The following is a 24,507-nucleotide window of genomic DNA, read 5'->3' as shown; positions in this document are numbered from 1 at the left end:
CTGGATATTCGGTGCGCCTATCTGAAGGCCGCGCGACTTTGCAAGTGATCTTGAATTCTCTGCAGATTCCAAGGTTCACGTCCACCTCGCCGGTCAGGCAGGCCCCCACTTCCCTCCCCAGGTTCCTCCACTTCCCACCACCGCGCCTAAAAATAGCAATATTCCGCGGATTTGCGTGTGGAATCTCTGAAAAATACTGGATCATGCAGCTGGACGATTCCCATCCCTCCACCTGAACATAGGCTGAGCATCCGCTAGATTCAGGTGTTTTTTAAGTCCAGACCCTCGCGAAACCACTGAAATTGCATTGACAGTGGAGGGTTGTGGAGTAAAGTGGAGGCAAGTAGAGAAGAATGGGGCTTCTGGCCACTTCACGGGAAAGGTGGTGTGCATGTTCCTTGGAACTTACACACCGCGTCTTGATGAAAAAGGTCGGTTGATTCTTCCAGCTAAATATCGAGATGAGCTGTCCTATGGGCTGGTTCTCACTCGCGGCCAAGAGCGTTGCATATACGTTTTCAGCCAGCGGGAATTTGAGAAGCAGCACGAGCAGCTGGCGCAGGCATCCTTGACCTCCCGGCGAGCACGCGACTATGCGCGTGTGTTCCTCTCAGGGGCCTCGGATGAAGTTCCAGATAAGCAGGGGCGCGTAACGATTCCGCAAGTGCTGCGCACTTATGGAGGCCTTGATCGGGAGGTCACAGTTATCGGTGCGGGCAACCGTATTGAAATCTGGGATTCGACCGCATGGCAGCAGTACTTGGATGAACAAGAAGACGTGTTCTCCGATACTGACGAAGATTAGGGCTTTGTGCCCTACACCGACAAAACACCACGTTTGTTGAGATGAGATCTCCAGCCACCTTGGGGTAGAAAATCGTCTGGCTTCACTTCCCCGGAGCCAGAAGGTTGGATCGCCACTTGGTTGGAGGGGGATCTGATCTCAACAGCAGATCGAAAGCGAAAGGGGGCGCAGTGCCAAATCAGGATTCCCAGCGACCAGCATCCGAACGCCACGTTCCAGTACTTCTGGACCGATGCGTTAATTTGCTAGCTCCAGGTATTGAGCGAGCCAATGCTGAAGGCCGTCGGGCAATTGTGGTTGACTGCACCCTCGGGATGGGTGGGCACTCCGAAGCCATCCTCAAGCGGTTCGACAACTTGCACCTGATCGGTCTAGACCGTGACGAGCAGGCTCACGAACTTGCCGGTGCACGACTCGCCCCGTTCCAGGACCGCATCGACCTCGTGCACGCGGTGTATGACGAAATTGCGGATGTCGTGGAAGATCTTGGGTTCCCGGGGGTCGACGGCGTTCTGTTCGACCTTGGCGTTTCCTCGCTGCAGCTCGATGAGCGTGAACGGGGTTTCGCCTATTCGTATGATGCACCGCTGGATATGCGCATGGACACCTCTGTTGGCCCAACTGCCGAGGACCTGGTCAACGACTTGGAACGCGACGAACTGCTTCGAATTATTCGACAGTGGGGCGAAGAGAAGTTTGCTGGACGCATCTCGACGGCAATCGTCGAGGCACGCGCCAAGAGCCGCATCACTACCACTGCTGAACTAGTTGAAGTGATCCGCAGCGTTGTGCCCGCGGCGGCTGCTCGAAACCATGGACACCCGGCCAAGAGGACCTTCCAAGCATTGCGTATTGCAGTGAATGAGGAACTTGACGTCTTGGAACGTGCGATCCCGGCGGCAATGGGAGCTTTGAACGTCGGCGGAAGAGTCGTCGTGATGAGTTACCACTCCTTGGAAGACAAAATCACCAAGCGGCACTTCGTCCATGGATCTACCTCGTCGGCCCCTCCGGGATTCCCGGTGGAGCTGGACGAACACAAAGCTGAATACAAGGTGCTCACCAAGGGCACCGAGAAGCCAAGCGACCACGAAATAGCAGAAAATTCACGTGCAGCCTCAGCCCGCTTGCGAGCTGTGGAACGAGTGTTGAAGAGGAGCTAGCATGAGCCAACGAGCCCAGCGCCGCGTGCAGAAGACCGCAGCCGTGAACAACCAGCCTGTTGTCGACGGTAATACTGCGCGTGCAATGCGACCCGAGCCCGTCCCAGCTAGCAACCTGCCTAAAGGCGATTCGCGTCAGCGCGTAACTCTTTCGTTGGTTCCTAAGATGAACGAAACCAGCAAGCGCTCCATGTTCACCATGTCTGCGGTGCTCGTTGTCTTGGCATTCAGCGTGATTGTTACGCTGGTGCTGCTCAATACTTCTGTAGCTCAGCGGCAGTACGACATCGTGAACTTGCGTTCGCAAGAGCGTGCGCTTTCCCAAGAGAATCAGGCACTGCTGAAGGAGGCCCAGTCGTTGGCGGCGCCACAGGCACTGGCCGCCAAGGCAAAGGACCTCGGTTTGGTTTCGCCAGGTGCTCCAGGGCTGATCAGCCTGTCTGAGGGCAAGGTTGCCCAAGACGCTGAGAAGGCGGTCAAGGCAAAGAACAGCAAGCAGGAATACGGAACTATTCCGCTGCCGGGCGACAGCATCCGCAAGGGTGAAAGCAAAACTGAAGCCAACGCATCAAACACGCCGAAGACCACTGTGGGTAAAGCCTCAGCAGATTCACAGAAGGAGTCCGGTGCCACTGAAGGTTCCAAGGAACCAGAGGTGAAGCCGGAGAAAGCTGAACGTGAAGTTGCCAGTGATGGCCGCCCAGTGTTCAATGACGCTGAGCTTAACGGGGGCACGATCCCTGCACCAAGCATCAAATCCCCAGCAGAGTAGTTAGCCCTTTCTAAGCTAGATACAGGTGGCCTACGCTGCTGGAAAACCACGCTGAGGGAAAGTTAGGTTCTTTTGTGAGCTCGACGGCAATCGACACTGCGAAAAAGCGAATGCGCTTTGTGCTGCTCCTCTCCGTGGTTTTGCTGCTGGTGATCCTGGGCCGGCTGGTCTGGGTCCAGGGCATCAACTCGGCAACCATTGCCAACGCTGCACAGGAAAACCGCGAACGCGTTGAAAACATTGCGCCAAATCGAGGATCCATCGAAGACCGCAATGGCACCACCCTCGCCGTCTCAGTAGACCGCTATGATCTGGTCATCGACCAGCGCGAGCAGGGTGAGAACATTCGCCGTGCGAAGCGGGATGGAACCAATGGCCAGGAACGCATCACGTGGGACCAAGCCATTGACGAACTAGCCGATACCCTTGACCAGGACCGTGAGGAACTTGCCACGAAGGTTCGCCCGCAGGGCGATGCCAAGCCCAAAGGGTACGTCATGCTCGCCAAGAGCGTGACCCCGGAAGTACGCAACGAAGTCCTCGAAATCGGTATTCCGCGACTTGCCTCATTGCTGCGCAGCGAACGCCAGTACCCGCAAGGCGTAATTGCAGGACCACTGCTGGGGTTCGTGCGCAACTCCGAAGACCAAACAGCCGTGGTGGGAGCCGAAGGCCTGGAACTGAGCCAGGAGGAACACCTGGCCGGCACGGCCGGCAGCCGCAAGTTCGAGATCAGCGCCGATGGCGTGCGCATTCCCGTCACCGAGGTCGAAGAAACCCCTGCAGTCGATGGCCAGGACGTCATCCTGACCATCGACTCCGACATCAACTACGTTGCCCAGCGTGCAGCAGAAAAGAAGCAAGCTCAGTTCAACGCTGAGTGGGTTTCCGTGGTCGTCATGAAAGCGGATACCGGCAAGATCCTCGCCATCGGCGACTCCGCTGAATTGGACCCGAATGATCCAGGCGCTACCAAGCCGGAGTTCCGCCGCTCCACCTCCATCACCCGTGCTTTCGAGCCAGGTTCCACCGGCAAGGCCGCGATCTTCGCGGCGGCCATCGACCAGGGCGGAGTGGATCCGCTGACCGAGATGCGTGTGCCGAATAAGAAGACGTTCACCAAGGAAACCATCAATGACTCGTTGGAACACCCAACGTACGACATGACGGTCTCGGGCATCTTCGCCCGTTCCTACAACACCGGCACCGTGATGGTCGGAAATACCATGAGCAAGCAGACCCGTTACGACTACATGCGTGCCTTCGGATTGGGTTCGCCCATCCGCGTCGGCTTGAATGGCGCTAGCGCTGGCCAATTGGCGCATCCCGATAATTGGGACCGCCGCCAGCAGTACACCACCATGTTCGGCCAGGGCTATTCGCAGACCGTGCTGCACACCGCTTCAATTTTCCAGTCCTTGGCCAACGGCGGCGTTCGCCTTTCGCCAAGCCTGATTGAGGGCTACCGCAACGAAGACGGTACCATCACCAAGATCCCCGCACCGGAAAAGAAGCGCGTGGTCAAGAAAAGCACCGCTGACGAAATGCTCAAGCTCATGGAATCGGTCGTTGACGACGGTACCGGCTACAAGGAGCGCATTCCCGGGTACCGCGTGGGCGGCAAGACCGGTACAGGCCAGGCGGCAAGCGCCAAGGGCTATGACGGATATACTTATTCCTTTGCAGGTGTCGCTCCCTTGGAAGATCCGCAGTTCGTCGTCGTGGCAACCATGTACAGGCCAAAGGGCAACTGGAAAGACTTCTCGGTAGCTGACACGTTTACCGATGTTATGAGCCATACTCTCAACACATTCAATGTGCCACCGAGCACGACAAAGTCAGAGGCGTATGACGTCTTTGTAGGTGAGGATCAGAAGAAATCTTGGTAGTCCAGAACCCCGACACTCCGCGTGAGCTAGAACGGTACCTACGCCCAGAGAGCATCGCCGGTCTTGGCTTCGACCAGCTCTGCGGCACAGCTGGCGCGGTGCGAACTGGAGCGCTGCTCAATGCCGCTCCGCAAATCCTCGGCGTCAGCCTCAACCCGCAGATCGTACAGAGCGGTGACGTCTTCCTGGGTATTTCCGGCGCCAAGCGCCACGGTGCCGAATTCGTGGAAACCGCCATCGGCAACGGTGCTGTCGCACTGATCACCGATACTGCAGGACTCGAATTCCTCAGCGATGACCTCTCGATCCCGGTGGCCGTCGTTGCAGATGTACGCAAATCCGCAGCCGTGATCGCGCAGAGCGTCTACGGAACCGACCAGCGCAGCCCGAAGCTGTTCGCTGTCACCGGCACCAACGGCAAGACCACCACAACCTTCATGATCCGCGCGATCCTGGATGCGCTGGGTGAAGAAACCGGCCTGATCGGCACGATTGAGATGTCCGCCCGCGGGCAGATCATCCCCAGCGTGCTGACCACCCCGGAGTCCACCCAGCTGCACGGCGTGCTCTCGCGCATGGCGCAGCAGGAAGTCACGTCGGTGGCCATGGAGGTATCCAGCCACTCGCTGAGCTATGGCCGCGTTGATGCCCTGCGCTTTGCCGTTTCCGGTTACACCAACCTGACCCAGGACCACTTGGACCTGCACGGCACGATGGACGAGTACTTCGAAACCAAGGCCGAACTATTCACCGCGGAACGCTCCGAGCGCGCAGTGGTCATGGTAGACGATGAATACGGCCAGCGCCTGGCCGAGCGCGCCCTGGTGCCTACCGAGACCCTGAGCCTCGACGGCGAACACCCTTCGGCGCACTGGAGGGTTGCCGAACTGGCGCACTGCGGATTGGGCCACAGTTTCACCCTGGTGCACCGGGATGGACGCCAGCTGCGGACCCGGACCCTGCTTCCAGGCATGTTCAACGTCGCCAACGGAGCACTGGCGGCCTTGATGGTGCTGGCCGGCGGTGCGGACCTCGAAGCCCTGCAGCAGGCCTTGGACTCCAAGGATCCGCTGTCGGTCGCCGTTCCAGGGCGGATGCAGGTCGTAGCCGAATCTCCGGTAGCCGTAGTCGATTTCGCCCATAATTCGGATGCACTGGCAAAGGCTTTGGATTCCATCCGTCCGGGGGAGCAGGGACGCCGGATCGTCGTCTTCGGCGCCACCGGAGAGCGCGATAAGACCAAGCGCCCGGATATGGGAGCGGTGGCAGCCCGCCACGCGGATATCGTCATTGTGACCGACGACGACCCGCACAGCGAAGACCCGGCTCCGATCCGCGCCCAGGTTGCCGCCGGAGCACAGCAAGTTCTCGATTCCGAGCGTCCGCAGGTGCAGCTTCACAACATCGCGCCACGCGCCAAAGCCGTAGAGTTCGCTGTGAGTTTGGCCGAAGCCAACGACGCGATTCTCGTGGCCGGGCGGGGACATGAAGTCAGCCAAGACGTCGCGGGAATTGACGTGGAACTGGATGATCGAGTGGAACTAGCGAAAGCACTGAATCTTCATGGATTTGTGACCAATTCCTAGAACGTACAAGTCCACTATCGCCACCGCTCAAGTGTAAAGTCCTTATTGCCATGATTGAACTGTCTCTGACCGACCTGCTGGAAATCACCGGCGGAAAAGCGACTGCTACAGCCGCCTCCGACACGGTGATCACTTCCGTGACCACTGACTCGCGCGAAGTCGTCCCGGGTGCCTTATTCGTCGCCAAGCCCGGAGAACTCTCCGACGGGCACGCCTTTATCGACCGTGCACGCGCCGCCGGCGCAGTGCTGGCCCTAGCTGAACGCATTACCCACGATGAAGACCGCAGGGAACACCCGGCGATCATCATTGAAGACGCGGTAGAAGCAATGGGCAAAATTGCCGCGCACATCGTTGCGCTTCTCAAGGAAAAGAACGACGCCAAGGTCGTGGGCATCACCGGTTCGGCCGGCAAGACCACCACCAAGGACCTGCTCGCCGGTATTCTGTCGCAAGTGGCGCCGACCGTGTCGCCAATCGGCTCGTACAATGGCGAAGTCGGCGTCCCGCTGACGGTATTCAGCGCCACCGAAGAGACCAAGTACTTTGTCATCGAGATGGGGGCCACCGGCATTGGCCACCTGACGTACCTGACAGATATGGTGCACCCGCAGGTCGGTGTCGTGTTGTGCGTCGGTACCGCCCATGCCGGCGAATTCGGCGGGGTGGAGAACATCGAGAAGGCCAAGGGCGAACTCGTTGAAGCCCTGCCAGCCGATGGCACGGCCATCTTGAATGCTGAAGACCCCCGCGTGGCACGCATGGACTTGCGTTCCGGGGGAGCCGTGCGCTTCTTCGGCACCGGAAAGAACAAGCCGGAAAACGCTGGGGTCTGGGCCACCGACGTTGTTGTGAATTCCCACGGGCAGCCAGAACTCACTCTTGAATTCCCTGGCGGCTACAGCAAGCGCATCACCTCGGGCCTCCTGGGACGCCATCACGTCTCGAATATCCTCGCCGCGGCCAACGCTGCACTGGCCCTGGATATCGCCCCGGAATTGATCGCCGCAGGCCTGGAAGGCCGCGCTGCCGGCAGCCGCTGGCGCATGGAGCGCATCGAGCGCGCTGACGGCGTGAGCATCATCAACGACGCGTACAACGCGAACCCTGAATCAATGCGCGCTGCGCTGGTGACCCTGGCCGAATTGGGCCTGGGCGCCGACGGCGCACCGGGCCGACGCACTTGGGCAGTCCTGGGCGAAATGCTGGAACTGGGCGATGACAGCATCCACCAGCACGACCTGCTGGGCCGCATGGCAGTTCGCATGAACATCAAGAAACTTGTAGTGGTAGGCCGTGGCGCAAAGCCCGCCTACAACTCCGCTGTGCTCGAAGGCAGCTGGGGCGACGAGGCCTTCTACGTTGAAGACGTAGATGAGGCTCGCGCGCTGCTGCAAGAGCAGCTTCAGCCAGGCGACATCGCCTTGTTCAAGTCCTCTAACGGGGCCGGTCTACGCTTCCTCGGCGACGACATTGCAGCATTCGCGAAGGAAGGCGACAACGCATGATCGCATTGATTCTGGGGGCCGGCATTGCCCTCGTGCTGACCATGGTGGCCATGCCGCTGTACATCCGCCTGCTCACCAAGAAGCAATACGGGCAGGTCGTGCGCGACGACGGGCCGAACTCGCACGCCATCAAGTCCGGCACCCCGACCATGGGCGGAGTGGTCTTCGTCCTGGCCGTGTTCGTGGCGTACTTCGCCACCCATGGCATCCTTTCGCTCATGGGACGCACTTCTTCGGGAATTACCGCCAGCGGAATGCTGGTCCTGATGCTCTTCGGCGGCATGGGACTGGTCGGCTTCCTCGATGACTTCATCAAGATCTTCAAGAAGCGCTCATTGGGCTTGCGCGCCTGGCAGAAGATTGTCCTGCAGGCATTCTTCGGCATCAGCTTCGCCGTGCTGGCCTTGCAGTTCCCCAATGACCAGGGCCTGACTCCGGGCTCTACCGCGATCTCCTTCCTGCGCGACACCAACATCGACCTGGCCTTCGCAGGCCCGATGCTGGGCATGATCCTGTTCGTGCTCTGGGCGAACTTCATCGTTACCGGTGCTACCAACGGCGTGAACTTGACCGATGGCCTGGACGGACTGGCTACCGGTGCCTCGATCATGGTCTTCGGCGCCTACACCCTGATGGGCATCTGGCAGCAGAACCAGGCCTGCAGCAACATGGACTCGCTGGACGTCTGCTACTCGGTACGCGACCCGCAGGACCTGGCCCTGCTGGGGGCCACCCTCTCCGGTGCGCTGATCGCCTTCCTCTGGTTCAACGCCAAGCCGGCGAAGATCTTCATGGGCGACACCGGATCGCTGGCCATCGGCGGCGCCGTGGCTGCCTTCGCGATCCTCTCGCGCACCCAGCTGCTGCTGGTGGTAATTGCCGGCCTGTTCGTGATCATCTCCCTGTCGGTGATCATCCAGGTGGGCTACTTCAAGCTCTCGGGCGGCAAGCGCGTGTTCAAGATGGCGCCGCTGCAGCACCACTTCGAGCTTTCGGGCTGGTCCGAAGAAAACGTTGTTATCCGATTCTGGATCCTTGCCGGCCTGTTCGTGGCCGCGGGCCTGGGTCTCTTCTACTCTGAATGGGTTGTCGCACTGTGAGCGTAGACGCTGGCAAATCTCTTGACTCGCTAACCAGCTGGGATGCTGATTGGAAAGGCCTGCGCGTAGTCGTCGCCGGACTGGGACTCTCCGGATTCTCTGCGGCCGACACCCTCATCGAGCTGGGTGCCATCGTCACCGTCATCGACGGCCGCGATGACCAGCTGAACCAGCAACGTGCCGAGACGCTGAAGATCGTCGGGGCCCATGAGGTGCTGCTGGGCGACGGGAACGTACAAGCCCTGCCGTTGGTCGATGGCAAGCTGGCCCAGCTGGTCATGGTTTCCCCAGGCTGGAATCCCCGTAATCCGGTCATCGCAGAGGCCGAGTCCGAGGGCATCGAGATCTGGAGCGATATCGAGCTGGCTTGGCGCGTGCAGAACCGTGCCGGCCACACAGCACCACAGTGGCTGGCGATTACCGGCACCAACGGCAAGACCACCACTGTGGGCATGACCGAGGCGATCCTGCGCGCCGATGGGCTGAAGGCCATCGCCGTCGGCAACGTCGGCACCCCGATCCTGGATGCCGTACGCGAACCGGTGGACTATGACGTATTCGCCGTCGAGCTCTCCAGCTTCCAGCTGCACTACACGCATAGCATTTCTCCGCTTGCCTCGGTGGTCTTGAACCTGGCCGAAGACCACGTGGACTGGCATGGCGGCTTCGACAACTACAAGGCCGCCAAGGCCAAGATCTACGAACGCACCCAGGTAGCAGCGATCTTCAACGCCGCCGATGAGCGCACCATCACCATGGTGGAAAACGCTGAAGTCATCGAAGGCTGCCGTGCTATCGGCTTCACCACCGATACCCCAGCAGTATCGATGGTGGGTGTTGTCGAAGGCCTGCTGGTGGACCGCGCCTTCATCGAAGAGCGCAAGACCAGTGCCGTGGAACTGATCGCCCTGAAGGACATCGGCGAGATTGTTCCGCGCCACACCGCCGCGAACGCGGCTGCCGCGGCGGCGCTGACCCGCGCGTACGGAGTGAATGCAGAAGCTGTCGCTGCGGGTTTGGCGAACTTCGACTCCGGCGATCACCGGATCCAGGCCGTCGCCCGCAAGAACGACATCCTGTGGATCAATGATTCCAAGGCCACTAATCCGCATGCGGCCGATGCTTCGTTGGCTGCATTCACCCGTGTGGTCTGGATTGCCGGTGGCTTGTCCAAGGGCGTGGAATACGGCGACTTGATCGCCAAGCACGCGCAGCGCCTGGCCAAGGTCTTGCTCATCGGCACCGACACCGCCGGTTTGCGCCAAGCACTCGCTGCCCACGCGCCAGAGGTTGAAGTCATCGACATCACTGGGGCAGCGCAGGGCGGTGACGGTTCGGTTCCAAGCGGCGCCCAGGTCATGACGCGTGCGGTCTCCAAGGCTGCCGAAGTAGCCGAAGCAGGGGATACCGTGCTCATGGCTCCCGCCGCGGCCTCGATGGACCAATTCAGTTCCTACGCCCAGCGTGGCAACGCATTTATCGCTGCCGTCAGTGATCTGATGGATAAAACTGGCGAAGACCAGTAATCGAAAGCTGACCGAATAAACGACACCGAGGCAGGAGGCACCGATGGCGATGAAAATGAACAAGAAGCCAGCAGGTTCCAAAGCCGAACTCCCTTGGTACGCGAGATTCGGCAGGATGCTCGGAACCGTCGAGAACTCCAGCGGCCGCATGGCCTCCACGGACTACTGGCTGGTGCTCGTGGGCTCCATCGTGCTGGCCGTTTTCGGTGTGGTCATGGTCCAGTCATCGGCGTCGGTTGAAGCGATCGCGAAGGGCAGGGACGGTTTCACCGTGGCGCTGTCCCAGGGTGGCTTTGCCGCCTTGGGTATTCTCTGCATGCTGGTCATGCAGCGGATCAAGCCGGAAACGCTGAAGCGGCTGGCCTGGCCTTCCGTTATTGCGGCAGTGGTCCTGTTGTTCCTCGTGGCGTTCACGCCATTGGGCCATACGGTGCTCGGCAACCGAAACTGGATCCGCATCGGCGGCTTCGGCCTGCAGCCCAGCGAGTTCGCCAAACTGGCGTTGTCTGTTTTTGCCGCGTTCATGCTGGAAAAGAAGCAGCATCTGCTGCACGACATCAAGCATTTGGTCGTCCCAGTGATTGCCCCGGTGGGGGTCTTCATTGTTGGCCTCATCGTGGTCGGCAAGGACGTAGGTACAGCGCTGGTCTTGTTGATGATCATTGCCTCGGCGATGTTCTTGGGCGGCATCCGGATGAAGTGGCTGGCGGCGTTTTCGGTGGTCGGTGTCCTGGGCCTGTCCGTGGCGATCTTCGCTTCCTCCAACCGCCGCCAGCGCATCGTCGCTTGGCTTGATACCGATTGCGGCCCGAGCAGCGACCTTTGCTACCAGGCCAGCATGGGCCTTCACGCCTTCGCCTCCGGCGGCTGGTTCGGTGTGGGCGCAGGCCAGTCCCGCATGAAGTGGTCCTATGTGCCTGAGGCGCAGAACGACTTCATCTTCTCCATCCTGGGTGAAGAGTTCGGCCTGATCGGCGTGCTGTTCGTCCTGGTCATGTTCATGCTGCTGGCCTTGGCGATGTATCGCATTGCAGCACGCGCCAAGGACTTGTACACCAAGGTGCTCATGGGTTGCCTGATGTCCTGGGTCATCGGCCAGACCTTCGTGAATCTGGGTACCGTCACCGGCGTACTTCCCGTGATCGGTGTTCCGCTGCCGTTCATTTCCTCCGGCGGCTCGGCGATGCTCGCCATCATGCTGGCAATGGGCTATGTCCTCTCCTCGGCCCGGGCGCAAAAACTTGAATTCGAAGCAACGCTGGAAAAGAAACCGGCAAAGAGCAAGAAAACCAAATAGTGCGCCGCTAGCGGCCGCTATCAGAAGCAGAGGCCCATCGCTGAATCTGCGGTGGACGTTGATCCTGCCCATTGGCAGGACGAAGGAGTACAGCAACAGATGAGCGAAGCACTTCGTCTAGTCGTCGCCGGCGGCGGAACTGCCGGCCATATCTCGCCCATGCTGGCCATAGCTGATGCCGTGAAGGCCGAGCATCCCGAAGCAATGGTCACAGCACTGGGTTCTCCCGGTGGCCTGGAAACCAAGCTGGTGCCGGAAGCCGGCTACCCGCTCGAACTCATCCCCAAGGCCCCGATGCCACGCAGCATCAACGTGGATCTGCTCAAGTTCCCTTTCCGTTTCATCAAGGCCATTAACAACGCCAAGAACGTTCTGCGCACTACCAAGGCCGAGGCCGTCCTGGGCGTCGGCGGTTATGTCTGCACCCCGGCATATCTTGCCGCGAAGCAGCTGAAGCTGCCGATCTTCGTGCATGAGGCCAACTCCGTTGCCGGCATGGCCAACAAGCTCGGGGCAAAGAACGCGGCATTCGTCGGAACCACTTTCGCCAACACCGGGCTGCCCGGTGAGATGCAGGTGGGCATGCCGATGCGCTCCAACGTTGCCACCATGGACAAAGCCGCGCTGCGAGGCGAAGCACGCGGGTACTTCGGTATCACCGGGCAGAAGCCGGTACTTCTGGTCACCGGTGGATCCTCCGGAGCGCAGAGCATCAATACCGCCATCGAGCAGTCCCTGGACGAGCTGAACGCAGCTGGCATCCACACTATCCACATCACCGGACGCGGAAAGCAGATTCTGGACGCCTCGGGCAATCTGCTGTCCCATGAAGGCTACAGCCAGACCGAATACGTGGACCGCATGGACTACGCCTACGCCGTCGCGGATTTGATGATCTGCCGCTCCGGCGCGGGCACCGTCTGCGAACTGGCCGTAGCTGGCACGGCCTCGGTACTGGTTCCGCTGCCCATCGGCAACGGCGAGCAAAAGCTCAACGCCCGTGAACTGGTCGCTGCCGGGGGAGCCGTCCTGGTTTCCGACGCGGAGTTCACAAAGTCCTATATCAGCGAAAATGTCATCAATCTGCTGACCGATCAGCATAAAATTGAAAAGATGTCTCAAGCCGCTGCCTCATTGGGGCAGCGCGACGCCGCGCAGATCATGGCGCGACGGATTATTGATGAAGTTTCAACCCGCCGCCGTGCGGGTCAGGAAGGCTAGAACCATGGCACTGCGAGCCGACGAACTGAACGCCGATCTGGGCAAGGTACACCTGATGGGTGTAGGCGGGGTTGGCGTATCAGCGGTTGCACGGCTGCTGCTCGACTACGGCCTGGCTGTCTCCGGCACCGATGCCAAGGATCTCCCGGTGCTCGATGGCTTGCGTGAGCGCGGCGCGCGAATCCACGTAGGCTACGACCCAGCGAACCTCGGCGACGCCGACACCGTGGTGATCTCCTCGATCATCAAGGCCGGAAACCCGGAATATGACGAAGCCCTGCGCCGCGGACTGCGAATCTTGCACCGCTCCGAAGGCCTGGAAGCTACCATGCGCGGCCACGAGAAGATCGTGGCCATCGCCGGTACTCACGGCAAGACCACCACCACTTCGCTGACCGCCCATATGCTCAAGACCATTGGCGCGCGTCCGAGCTTCGCCGTGGGAGCGAATATTCCAAGCCTGGGCACCAACGCCGAGCTCGGGGCCGGATCCTACTTCGTGGCCGAAGCGGACGAATCCGACGCTTCCTTCCTCAACTACCGGCCGGATGCCATCATCGTGACCAACGTCGAAGCCGACCACCTGGATCACTACGGTACCGCTGAAGCAGTGCACCAGGCCTTCGTGGACTTCGCCAGGCTATTGCCGGCAGACGGCTTGCTGATCTGCTGTGCAGATGATGAGGGTTCCAACGATCTGGCGCACAAGATGCGCGCAGAGCGTCCGGAAATCCGCGTGCAGACCTACGGCTTCAGCGATCACGCCGACCGCCGCCTTTCCGATGCCCGCGCCACCGAAGACGGCCGCTTCACCGCAACCATCGAATGGGGCAGCGGACAAAGCCGCATCCTGGATCTGGCAGTGCCCGGCCAGCACAACCTGCTTAATGCTGCCGCCGCATTGTCTGTCGGCATTGATGCAGGTGTGGACGTTGACGAAGCGCTGCAGGCGCTCTCCAGTTTCTCCGGGGCAGCTCGCCGATTCGAATTCAAGGGTGAAGCCGCAGAGGTCCGTGTCTACGACGACTACGCGCACCACCCGACCGAGGTGCAGGCAGCGCTGACCGCCGGCCGTACGGTGGCCGGCAACGGCCGGCTGCACATTGTCTTCCAGCCGCACCTGTTCAGCCGTACCCAAGAGTTCTTCCGCCAATTCGCCCAGGCCTTGTCCCTGGCCGATTCGGTGGCCGTGCTGGATATCTACCCGGCACGTGAAGAACCTATCGATGGCGTGGACAGCGAACTGATCGCATCGCGCATCGAGGTTCCTGCCCAGGTACTTTCGCCGGCAGCCGCTGTAGCGCACGTGGTTGAGCAGTCCGAGCCGGGCGATGTCATCATGACCATTGGCGCCGGCGATGTCACAGCGCTAGGCCCAGACATCGTCAAGTCGCTGAGCTGACGAATTCCGTCCCGAGTCCGAGGCCATCGCAGTTGGTCCACTTCCGTCTACCAAGGTGATCCATGGGTGAAGCAGCAAAAGTCGTAGAACTTCCGGAGAGCCCGGAGAAAAAACGGCGCAAGATCCTGATTATTCTCACGGCATGCATCGTCGTGCTCAGCCTCGCTGCGGTTTTGATCTTGAGCTTCTCACCGGTGATCGCTGCCAAGAAGATCGAAGTAACCGGCACCAAGCTGGTCAATTCCGAGAAGCTGGGGAAGTCCCTGGAACCATTGAAGGGCGTTCCGCTGCCGCGGATCTCTGAATCGAGGGTCCAGGAGCTGATCGGCGAGCAGCCGGCCATCGACGAAATCGTGGTCAAGGCCCAGATGCCCAACACCTTGGTCGTTGAGGTAATCGAAGCTGTGCCGGTGGCCATCTTGCTGGAGGGCAAGAAGCAGTACCTGGTCTCCGAGACCGGCAAGAAGCTTCGCACCGTCGGCAAGAATGACAAGGACCAGTTGCCCAAGATCAAGGCCACCGACGTCACTGCTGATCCGGAGCAGTTCAAGCTGCTGACCGGAATCTTGAGCACCGTTGACAAGAAAGTGCTCAAGGAAGTCTCAACGGCATCCTTGTCCAAGGCAGGGTTCGCCGAACTGGCGTTGCCGAAGAACCGCACTTTGATTTGGGGAGACGCCAAGAAAGCGGCCCTGAAAAATGAAGTGGCGACGATCTTCTTGAAAGAGCTTGAGAAAAAGCACGCGGCCAAGACGACCATCGACGTCACCAACCCAGAAAATCCCGTGGTCTATTAAGTCGCGGTGCTCTGGGCGCGGGAAGACCAATAAGCCAAGAAATTCTGGAAAGATAGTTTTGAATAAGCGACACGCCTAGGCGGTCGTTGCAGAAAGACCACACGACTCATAGCGTTTCTAATAACGACAGCTTGACAGAATCTTAACCTTAAGGCTAAAGGTGAAGGTCTTTAGCTGGAGTCGTGAAATATGTAGCACATCTAACAAGGGAAGCGGGACGTGGCAGCTCCACAGAATTACCTCGCGGTCATTAAAGTCGTCGGAATCGGCGGTGGCGGTGTAAACGCAGTCAATCGAATGATCGAAGTCGGTCTCAAGGGCGTAGAGTTCATCGCCATTAACACCGATGCCCAGGCTCTGCTTATGAGTGATGCCGACGTCAAACTCGACGTAGGACGCGAACTGACTCGTGGCCTGGGCGCTGGCGCCAACCCTGATGTGGGACGCCAGGCAGCGGAAGATCATGTAGAAGAAATCGAAGACGTCCTGCGCGGCGCGGACATGGTCTTCGTGACCGCTGGCGAAGGCGGCGGTACTGGTACCGGCGGCGCGCCGGTCGTGGCCCGCATTGCCCGCTCGCTTGGCGCGCTGACCATCGGCGTGGTCACCCGTCCATTCACCTTCGAGGGTCGCCGCCGCGCTAACTCCGCCGAGTCGGGCATCGAAGCCCTGCGCGACGAAGTGGATACCCTCATTGTGATCCCGAACGATCGACTGCTGTCGATCTCGGATCGCAACGTATCGGTGCTCGATGCATTCCGCCAGGCAGACCAGGTTCTGCTCTCCGGCGTGCAGGGCATTACCGACCTGATCACTACCTCGGGCCTGATCAACCTCGACTTCGCCGACGTGAAGTCCGTTATGCAGGGCGCAGGCTCGGCATTGATGGGCATCGGTTCGGCGCGGGGCGAAGACCGTGCAGTGAAGGCAGCGGAGCTGGCTATTGCCTCGCCACTGCTCGAAGCTTCTATCGATGGCGCCCACGGCGTCCTGCTCTCCATCCAGGGCGGCTCCGACCTCGGCTTGTTCGAAATCAACGAAGCTGCACGCCTCGTGCAGGAAGTTGCCCACCCGGAAGCCAACATCATCTTCGGTGCCGTCATTGACGACGCCTTGGGCGACGAAGCACGTGTCACCGTGATTGCAGCCGGCTTCGACGAGCCAGATGTCACCAGCAAGCCAATGGCACCGGTCGCAGCAAAGCCAGCTGTCTCCGCGCGCCCGGCTGAGCAAGTGCCAGCGAGCATTCCAGAAACACCAGCACCTGCTGCAACCGAAGCTGCGAAGCCAGCCCAGGTTGCTCATGAGAAGCCAGCTGCCGCAGAGCAGGCTAGCTCCTTCCAGGACCTTCCAGATGTTGTCGACTCGGACCTGAATGGTTCGAACGACGACCTGGATGTCCCGGACTTCCTGAAGTAAAAACAGCAAGAAGCTGAGCAGTGCTACATTTCGCGTCGAACCTCGATCCGAGCATCCAACTGGCATTCACATCGCAGGCTGAGGGAAACCTCGCCCTGCACGTGAATGACGATCCCCGCCTTGTGGCGGAGAATCGAGCCAAATTGGAGGACTTGATCGGGGTTCGACGCTTCTCGCTTAACTTCATGAACCAGGTGCACTCCGCCGATGTATATGAGGTCACGCCGGTGCGGCGCACCTCGTGGCTAGAGCCGGCAGCGCCAACCTGCGATGGATTGCTGGACCCAACTGGCACCCAGCCCCTGGCAGTGATGGTCGCCGACTGCCTTCCGGTGCTCTTTGTCGGAAGAAACACGCGCGATGGGCAAACCCTGAGTGCCGCAACCCACGCCGGCCGGCGCGGGCTGCTCGACGGGATCCTGGCAAAAACGGTCGAGGGCCTGAAGGCTCATGGTGCCGACACAGTGGAAGCCGTGATCGGCCCTTCGATCTGCGGCCGATGCTATGAAGTTCCAGAAAGCATGGCCCAGGAATCCGAAGAGTTGCGCACCGGGATTCGCACCACGACTCGCTGGGGGACCCATGGGCTGGACCTTCCGGCCTCAGCCGAACAAGAACTGCGCGGCCTCGGGGTGGACGTGCGGCAATCCGGTGTCTGCACCTTGGAAGACGAAAGTTACTATTCCTACCGGCGTTCAAGCCGTGCAGGACGACTTGCCGGACTCATCTGGACCGCCGCGTAGGCGTGCGCGACACACCGCCAAGAATTGATCGAATGAACGATGCCTGCATTATTTTGTGCGGTAGCGTCGAAGTAGCGGAAGCGTGCAATGGGGTTGCATGCATGGGATAAACGAGGAGAAACATCGTGGCTGACGGACTGCGTAAGGCAATGGTATATCTCGGCTTGGCGGACGCCGTCGAGCAGGAAGAGACCCAGACACAACACGCTGAGCCCAAAACCCAGGTTCGGGTAGTTGAGGACACAGCTCCAAAGCGACCTGCCGAAGCCCCACGCCCACAGCCTGTTGCAAGGCAGGCTGCGCCGCAAACACAAGCTAGAGAACCAGAGACGGAATACCGTGCTCCGGTCACCCCTATTAAGCGTGCCCCTTCAGTACGGGATGAGGATTCCGAATTGCGTCAGATTACTACCGTCCACCCTCGTTCTTATAACGATGCCAAGATCATCGGTGAGAACTTCCGTGACGGCATCCCGGTGATTATGAATGTCACCGACATGGGTGAAACCGATGCCAAGCGCCTCGTCGACTTCTCGGCCGGTCTTGTTTTCGCCCTGCACGGCTCCATTGAGCGAGTCACGAACAAGGTCTTCTTGCTCTCACCAGCGACCGTTGAGGTCCTCGGTGAAGATCGCAAGCAGTCCGAAGCGCAAGCAACCTTCTTTAATCAGAGCTAAGACACCAGGAGCACAAGCACAAAATGGTGTTCGGGATCATCTATCTCGCCTTAGCCATCCTCCAGATTCTGCTCTTAATGAGAATTGTGTTGGATGTAACGGAAAGCTTTGCTCGCCACTGGCGACCCAAAGGCATCGCATTGATTGTCGCAAGTGCAATCGTGTCGATTACCGATCCTCCGCTGCGCTGGTTGCGCCGGAAGATCAAACCCCTGGATCTCGGCGGAATCCGTCTTGACCTGTCCTTTCTTGTGTTGTTCATCGTCGTAATCATTCTTAAAGCGGTGGTAGCCAACCTGGGTCTCAGGACAGGGATCTGATTAGGGCATTTCCGTGCTTCACGGGGATTGTCCTGAGCAGTCAAAAGCTGTAGATTCAAAGAATAAGAGACTCGCGCGTAAGCTCGATTTCGTAATAATTGTCCAAATCGTTATATCCTTTAGGAAATGGTGCTCCGACTTCACCGGTCGCGACACTGACAAAAACGGTAAGTGTTTCGCAAGGCAAGACAATGGTCGTGCGGAAATGATCCCAGTATTGAGGTGACCCAATGGCTCTGACGCCAGAAGACGTAGTCAATAAGCGGTTTCAGCCGACCAAGTTCCGTGAAGGCTACGACCAAGACGAGGTAGATGACTTCCTCGACGAAATCGTTGTGGAGCTGCGTCGCCTAACCGGTGAGAACGAGGCTCTGCGCAGCCGCCTTGCCGAACTTGGCGAAGATGCGGGTTCGGTATCGAAGGAGCAGGCTGTTCCTGCACCTGTTTCGGCCGCTCCAGTTACTCCTGCTGCTCCAGCTGCTAAGCCAGCTGAAGAGAAGAAGGCAGAAGCTAAGCCTGCAGAGCCAGCGAAGGCAGAAACCCCAGCTGCCAAGCCAGCTGAGGAAAAGAAGGCAGAAGCTAAGCCAGCTGCCGCTGAGAAGGCACCTGCAGCTCCGGCCGCAGCAGCAGCGCCAGCTGCAACTCCTCGCTCCGAATCCGCAGAGTCGGCAGCCAACGTGCTGTCCATGGCTCAGCGTCTGCACGACGAGTACGTCGCTGCCGGTGTCGAGCAGCGCGACAAGATCATCTCCGAAGCGAAGACCGAAGCTAACACCTTGGTCACCACCGCTGAAGAGAAGAGCCGCAAGACCTTGTCGGCCTTGGAGCAGCAGAAGTCGGTTCTGGAGCGCAAGCTCGAGCAGTTGCGTGGCTTCGAACGCGATTACCGTGCTCGCCTGAAGACCTACATCGAAGGACAGCTGCGTGACCTTGAGTCCCAGGGTTCGATCGATGCTGGTGCGGCAGGCAAGACCAGCTAGTCGCTGACAGTTCATAACTTGATCTAGCTATCAAGTAAGATCAACGGTGGTGAACGGATACATTCCGATCACCACCGTTGACGTTTAAGAGGAAATAATGGGTACCACTGTGGACGCAGTTCAATCCGGAAACGCGGGCGCGAAGGCGAAGAAATACGTTGGCCTTGGCCTCGTGATCGCTCTGATCGCGCTGGTACTGGACCAAACCGTCAAAATTGCCGTTGAACAGAACATGCGGCTTGGCCAATCGATTGAAGTGATTCCCGGATTCTTCAACATCCACTACATCCTGAACCCTGGTGCCGCCTTCTCCATCGGCGAAGACTTCACCATAGTCTTCGCGATCCTGCAATCGGCAGTCGCGGTCTACGTCATTTACCTGTTTTTCCGCAAGGTGCTGTCCAGAAGCTGGGCCATAGCCCTGGGCTGCCTGCTCGGCGGTGTCCTGGGCAATGTCGTGGACCGGCTGTTCCGTGAACCGGGCTTCGGATTCGGCCATGTGGTAGACATGTTTTCCGTCACCCACTTCGCTATCTTCAACGTCGCCGACTCCTTCATCGTCTGTTCCATGATCGCGGTGGCGTACATGCTCATCCGCGGGCGCAACCTCGATGGCAGCATTGGCGATCCTCCAAAGAAAGACAAGTCCAACAAGGAGGAAGCAGAACCAAACGCATGATCTCGAACGAAACCACCATTCACGAACTGCTGGTTGACCCAGCCGATGCCGGCGCACGCCTTGACGCCTATATCTCCCGGTCCCTGCAGATCCCGCGCACCTTGGCTTCGAGCCTTTGCAAGGATTCGCAGATCCAGGTCAACGGACGAACCATTGCCAAATCTCTGAAGATCAAGGCGGGGGACCAGCTGGTAGTCACCATCCCGCCGCAGGCAGACCCATTAGAAATTAAGGTTGAGAAAGTGGAAGAGCTGAAGATTATCGCGGACGACGATGACTATGTGGTCATCGACAAGCCCGTGGGTGTCGCAGCCCATCCATCCCCGGGGTGGGTGGGCCCGACAGTTGTCGGCGCACTCATGGCCGAGGGCTACAACATCACCACTTCCGGTGCCGCCGAACGCCAAGGCATAGTGCACCGCTTGGACGTGGGCACCAGCGGCCTGATGGTCGTGGCGAAAACCGAACGCGCCTACACCGAACTGAAGCGCGCCTTCAAGGAACGCACCCCCAAGAAGATCTACCATGCGGTGGTGCAGGGCCTGCCTGACCCGCTGGAAGGCACCATCGAGGCGCCGATCGGGCGCCACCCGGGCCACGACTGGAAGTTCGCTGTCCTGGATGGCGGGCGGGACTCGGTCACCCACTACAAGGTGATCGAGGCCTTCGGCCGCGCCTCGCTGGTCGAGGTGCAACTGGAAACCGGGCGCACCCACCAGATCCGCGTCCACTTCTCAGCCTTCGGGCACCCTTGTGCCGGAGACCAGACCTACGGAGCGGATCCCAAGCTGGGTGCCGCTCTGGGCCTGACCCGGCAGTGGCTGCATGCAAAACGTCTTGGATTCTCCCATCCGGTCTCCGGCCAGTGGATGGAATACGAAAGCGAATATCCTGCGGATCTGGCAGGCGCCGTCGAGCTGCTGCGCGAAGGCGGATACTGAGTTCCAAGGTGCTGTTGGCCACTGGCCGGCAGCACCTTGTGTCGTGCTAGCCACAGCACCGCGCCGGGGTGGGCCCAAGTCCGGGTTTGATCGCTAGACTGGTTGGGTGAGTGCTACACGTGACGGATTTGTCCATCTTCATACCCACACCGAATACTCCATGCTGGACGGTGCGGCGCGCCTAGGCGAACTCTTCGCCGAAGCTAACCGGCAGGGCATGGAAGCCATGGCGATTACCGACCATGGCTACCTGTTCGGTGCCTTCGATTTCTGGCGCCAAGCCACCGGAGCTGGCGTTAAGCCGATCATCGGCGTAGAAGCCTATGTCACCCCGGGCACCGCGCGCGACGACAAGACCCGCGTGAAATGGCGTACCGACGAATCGCAAAAGGGCGATGACGTTTCCGGTGGCGGCCTGTACAACCACATGACCCTGCTCTCGTACAACAACAAGGGCATGGACAACCTTTTCAAGGGTTCGTCCCGCGCCTCGCTGGACTCCGTGTTCGGCAAATACCCGCGCTGGGACCGCGAGCTGCTCAACGAGCACCACGAAGGCCTCATTGCCACGACCGGCTGCCCTTCGGGTGAAGTCCAGACCAAGCTTCGCCTGGGCCAGTACGATGCGGCGAAGGCGGCCGCGGCTGAACTGCAGGATTTATTCGGCAAGGAAAACTACTTCTGCGAGATCATGGACCACGGTCTGGAGATCGAACGCCGCATCACCAAGGACCTGCTGCGCCTGGCCAAGGAACTGGGCATTCCGCTGGTGGCTACCAACGACCTGCACTACACCCATGAATCCGATGCCAAGGCCCACGAGGCGCTGCTGGCCATCAACTCCGGCTCCACGCTCGACGAGCCCACCTATGACCAGGGCGGCAGCCGCTTCGCTTTTTCCGGCACCGGCTACTACCTGAAATCGGCGCGCGAAATGCGCGATTTGTTCAAGGAATTTCCTGAAGCCTGCGACAACACCCTGGCGATCGCCGACCGGGTCGAGGTCTCCTTCGACACGAACGCCAACTACATGCCGAAATTCCCTTGCCCGCCGGGGGAGGACGAAACCAGCTGGCTGATCAAGGAAGTCGACAAGGGACTGCACTACCGCTACCCGAACGGCATCCCAGAAGCTTCGCGCAAGCAGGCAGACTACGAGCTGGACGTCATCATCAAGATGGGCTTCCCGGGATACTTCCTGGTCGTGGCCGACTTCATCAACTGGTCCAAGGACCACGGCATCCGTGTTGGCCCGGGGCGTGGTTCGGGTGCAGGCTCCATGGTCGCCTACGCCATGCGGATCACGGACCTCGATCCGCTGGTGCACGGCCTGATCTTCGAGCGTTTCCTGAACCCGGAACGTGTTTCCATGCCCGACTTCGATGTCGACTTCGATGATCGCCGCCGTTCCGAGGTCATCAAGTACGTGACCGAGAAGTACGGTGATGAGCGCGTATCGATGATCGTGACCTACGGTTCAATCAAGACCAAGCAGGCGCTGAAGGACTCATCGCGCGTGCTCGGCTACCCGTTCAGCATGGGCGAGACCCTGACCAAGGCGCTGCCGCCGGCGGTGATGGCCAAGGACATCCCGCTGAACGACATCGAGAACCCGCAATCCAAGCGCTATTCGGAGGCGGGGGACTTCCGCAACCTGGTGGCCAATGACCCGGAGGCGGCCCGCGTCTTCGAGACGGCCAAGGGCCTGGAAGGCCTGAAGCGCCAGTGGGGCGTGCACGCCGCCGGCGTGATCATGAGCTCGGACCCGATCATCGACGTCATCCCCATCATGCGGCGCATCCAGGATGGACAGGTCATTACCCAGTTCGACTACCCGACCTGTGAAGGCCTGGGGCTGATCAAGATGGACTTCCTGGGGTTGCGCAACCTCACCATCATTTCCGATGCCCTGGAGAACATCGAGTACAACACCGGCACCAAAATCGACCTCGAGACCCTGAGTATCGAGGACCCCGAGGCCTACAACCTGCTGGCCCGCGGCGACACCCTGGGCGTGTTCCAGCTCGATGGCGGTCCCATGCGCTCGCTGCTGAAGATGATGCGCCCCGATAACTTCGAAGACATCTCCGCAGTGATCGCGCTGTACCGTCCGGGCCCGATGGGCGCCAACTCCCACACCAACTACGCCCTGCGCAAGACCGGGTTGCAGGAAGTCACCCCAATCCACCCGGAGCTCGCTGAACCGCTGGCAGAGATCCTCGGCGGCACCTACGGCCTGATCGTGTATCAGGAGCAGGTTATGGCTATTGCGCAGAAGCTGGCCGGCTACTCGCTGGGCCAGGCCGATATCTTGCGCCGTGCCATGGGCAAGAAGAAGAAGTCGGAACTGGATAAGCAGTTCGCCGGCTTCAAGCAGGGCATGAACGACAACGGCTACTCGGACGCCGCCGTGCAGACCCTGTGGGACATCTTGCTGCCATTCTCCGACTACGCGTTCAACAAGGCCCACTCGGCCGCGTACGGCGTGGTCTCCTACTGGACCGCCTACCTCAAGGCGCACTACCCGGCCGAATACATGGCCGCGCTGCTGACCTCGGTGGGCGATGACAAGGACAAGCTGGCACTGTACCTGAACGAATGCCGCCACATCGGCATCACCGTGCTGCCGCCGGATGTCAACGAATCGGCGTTGAACTTCACCCCAGTGGGCAAGGATATCCGCTTCGGCATGGGCGCCATCCGCAACGTCGGCACCAATGCGGTGGCCGGCATGGTCGAGGCCCGCACGGAGAAGGGCAACTACAACGACTTCAACGATTTCCTGGGCAAGGTCCCGGCCGTGGTCTGCAACAAGCGAACCATTGAATCGCTGATCAAGGCCGGTGCCTTCGACTCCATGAAGCATCCACGCCGGGCGCTGGTGGCCATCCACGAAGAAGCCGTGGATTCGGTGATCCAGGTCAAGCGCAACGAGGCGGCCAACCAGTTCGACCTGTTCAGCGCCCTGGGCGCGGATGAGTCCTCGGAGTCGATGCACGTGGCGATCCCCGACATGCCCGATTGGGACAAAAAGGAAAAACTGGCCTACGAGCGCGACATGCTCGGCCTGTACGTTTCCGACCACCCGCTGCAGGGACTGGGCTCGGCCCTGGACCAGTACGCTGACATGCCGGTCACGCACGTGCTCTCGGATGACGGCCCGCAGGATGGCCACATCATTTCCATCGCCGGCATGATTTCCGGTCTGCAGCGGCGCATCGCCAAGAAGAGCGGCAACCCGTATGCGCGCTGCGAGATCGAAGACCTCTCCGGTTCGATGGAGGTCATGTTCTTCGGCCAGGCCTACCAGCCGATCGCCGAGATCCTGGCCGATGACCTGATCGTGGTCATCAAGGGGCGCGTGCAGCGCCGCGATGACGGCTCCATCACCCTGAACGCGCAGGAAATGATGATCCCGGAAATTTCCGAGGATGCCAACGGGGGACCGGTAGTCATCGGCATTCCGACACACAAGGCCACCGAGACCCTGGTGCAGAAGCTGGGCGATGTGCTGCGCACCCACAGCGGCAACACCGAGGTGCGGGTGAAGCTCACCGGCAGCCGCGGCACCTCGCTGCTGCGCCTGGGCATGAACTTCAGGGTGAACCCCAATCCTGCCCTGTTCGGCGATTTGAAGGTGCTGCTGGGCCCTCACTGCCTGGACGTATAGGGAAACGGATCA

Annotated in this window: 20 protein-coding genes; all 20 read left to right on the top strand. The window is 59.9% G+C overall.

Annotation, left to right across the window (positions count from 1 at the left end):
- Positions 1-391: 391 nt before the first annotated feature.
- On the top strand, positions 392-805 hold the full coding sequence (gene mraZ, locus CQ012_RS04325) for a division/cell wall cluster transcriptional repressor MraZ (protein ID WP_038990697.1): 414 nt from the start codon (positions 392-394) through the stop codon (positions 803-805).
- 170 nt (positions 806-975) lie between these two features.
- Entirely contained in the window at positions 976-1,968 is a 993-nt protein-coding gene (gene rsmH / locus CQ012_RS04320) for a 16S rRNA (cytosine(1402)-N(4))-methyltransferase RsmH (RefSeq protein ID WP_181148802.1), read from the top strand.
- Position 1,969: 1 nt separating this feature from the next.
- Positions 1,970-2,740 (top strand): cell division protein FtsL, encoded by a 771-nt coding sequence (ftsL, locus tag CQ012_RS04315; protein WP_105656806.1) that lies wholly within the window; start codon positions 1,970-1,972, stop codon positions 2,738-2,740.
- A gap of 74 nt (positions 2,741-2,814) precedes the next feature.
- The gene (locus CQ012_RS04310) at positions 2,815-4,629 is read left to right on the top strand and encodes a peptidoglycan D,D-transpeptidase FtsI family protein (RefSeq protein ID WP_286134108.1); all 1,815 of its coding nucleotides are present in this window, start codon (positions 2,815-2,817) and stop codon (positions 4,627-4,629) included.
- Positions 4,623-6,215 carry a UDP-N-acetylmuramoyl-L-alanyl-D-glutamate--2,6-diaminopimelate ligase gene (locus CQ012_RS04305; protein ID WP_105656805.1) on the top strand — a complete coding sequence of 531 codons (1,593 nt, stop codon included), beginning with the start codon at positions 4,623-4,625 and terminating at the stop codon, positions 6,213-6,215. The genes CQ012_RS04310 and CQ012_RS04305 overlap by 7 nt, the downstream gene beginning before the upstream one ends.
- A 50-nt stretch (positions 6,216-6,265) precedes the next feature.
- On the top strand, positions 6,266-7,723 hold the full coding sequence (locus CQ012_RS04300) for a UDP-N-acetylmuramoyl-tripeptide--D-alanyl-D-alanine ligase (protein ID WP_105661487.1): 1,458 nt from the start codon (positions 6,266-6,268) through the stop codon (positions 7,721-7,723).
- Positions 7,720-8,823, top strand: a complete 1,104-nt coding sequence (gene mraY, locus CQ012_RS04295) for a phospho-N-acetylmuramoyl-pentapeptide-transferase (RefSeq protein ID WP_105656803.1) — start codon at positions 7,720-7,722, stop codon at positions 8,821-8,823. The genes CQ012_RS04300 and mraY overlap by 4 nt, the downstream gene beginning before the upstream one ends.
- A complete protein-coding gene (gene murD, locus CQ012_RS04290) occupies positions 8,805-10,349 on the top strand; it encodes a UDP-N-acetylmuramoyl-L-alanine--D-glutamate ligase (protein ID WP_105661486.1) in 1,545 nt (514 codons plus the stop codon). The genes mraY and murD overlap by 19 nt, the downstream gene beginning before the upstream one ends.
- Positions 10,350-10,392: 43 nt before the next feature.
- Positions 10,393-11,646 (top strand): putative lipid II flippase FtsW, encoded by a 1,254-nt coding sequence (gene ftsW, locus CQ012_RS04285; RefSeq protein ID WP_105661485.1) that lies wholly within the window; start codon positions 10,393-10,395, stop codon positions 11,644-11,646.
- A 99-nt stretch (positions 11,647-11,745) separates the two neighbouring features.
- A complete protein-coding gene (gene murG, locus CQ012_RS04280) occupies positions 11,746-12,867 on the top strand; it encodes an undecaprenyldiphospho-muramoylpentapeptide beta-N-acetylglucosaminyltransferase (RefSeq protein ID WP_105661484.1) in 1,122 nt (373 codons plus the stop codon).
- Between the two features lie 4 nt (positions 12,868-12,871).
- Entirely contained in the window at positions 12,872-14,269 is a 1,398-nt protein-coding gene (gene murC, locus CQ012_RS04275) for a UDP-N-acetylmuramate--L-alanine ligase (protein ID WP_105661483.1), read from the top strand.
- 62 nt (positions 14,270-14,331) lie between these two features.
- Complete coding sequence (locus CQ012_RS04270; RefSeq protein ID WP_105656798.1) at positions 14,332-15,066, top strand: cell division protein FtsQ/DivIB; 735 nt, start codon at positions 14,332-14,334, stop codon at positions 15,064-15,066.
- A 219-nt stretch (positions 15,067-15,285) separates the two neighbouring features.
- On the top strand, positions 15,286-16,485 hold the full coding sequence (gene ftsZ / locus CQ012_RS04265) for a cell division protein FtsZ (RefSeq protein WP_105656797.1): 1,200 nt from the start codon (positions 15,286-15,288) through the stop codon (positions 16,483-16,485).
- Positions 16,486-16,505: 20 nt separating this feature from the next.
- Positions 16,506-17,228, top strand: a complete 723-nt coding sequence (locus tag CQ012_RS04260) for a purine nucleoside phosphorylase YfiH/LACC1 family protein (protein ID WP_105661482.1) — start codon at positions 16,506-16,508, stop codon at positions 17,226-17,228.
- Between the two features lie 125 nt (positions 17,229-17,353).
- Positions 17,354-17,905, top strand: coding sequence for a cell division protein SepF (locus CQ012_RS04255; RefSeq protein ID WP_105656795.1), 552 nt, complete (start codon positions 17,354-17,356; stop codon positions 17,903-17,905).
- A 23-nt stretch (positions 17,906-17,928) separates the two neighbouring features.
- Positions 17,929-18,225: a YggT family protein gene (locus CQ012_RS04250; protein WP_105656794.1), complete on the top strand. Its 297-nt coding sequence runs from the start codon at positions 17,929-17,931 to the stop codon at positions 18,223-18,225.
- 230 nt (positions 18,226-18,455) lie between these two features.
- Positions 18,456-19,205: a DivIVA domain-containing protein gene (locus tag CQ012_RS04245; RefSeq protein ID WP_105656793.1), complete on the top strand. Its 750-nt coding sequence runs from the start codon at positions 18,456-18,458 to the stop codon at positions 19,203-19,205.
- Positions 19,206-19,302: 97 nt separating this feature from the next.
- On the top strand, positions 19,303-19,884 hold the full coding sequence (lspA, locus tag CQ012_RS04240) for a signal peptidase II (protein ID WP_105661481.1): 582 nt from the start codon (positions 19,303-19,305) through the stop codon (positions 19,882-19,884).
- On the top strand, positions 19,881-20,825 hold the full coding sequence (locus tag CQ012_RS04235; RefSeq protein ID WP_105661480.1) for an RluA family pseudouridine synthase: 945 nt from the start codon (positions 19,881-19,883) through the stop codon (positions 20,823-20,825). The genes lspA and CQ012_RS04235 overlap by 4 nt, the downstream gene beginning before the upstream one ends.
- Positions 20,826-20,931: 106 nt before the next feature.
- The gene (gene dnaE, locus CQ012_RS04230; protein ID WP_105656790.1) at positions 20,932-24,495 is read left to right on the top strand and encodes a DNA polymerase III subunit alpha; all 3,564 of its coding nucleotides are present in this window, start codon (positions 20,932-20,934) and stop codon (positions 24,493-24,495) included.
- Positions 24,496-24,507 lie beyond the last annotated feature (12 nt).

This window comes from Arthrobacter sp. MYb214, from assembly GCF_002979865.1.
Taxonomy (GTDB): Bacteria; Actinomycetota; Actinomycetes; order Actinomycetales; family Micrococcaceae; genus Glutamicibacter.
The sequence above is the reverse complement of the archived record's forward strand: the minus strand, read 5'-3'. Positions and strand labels throughout refer to the sequence as shown.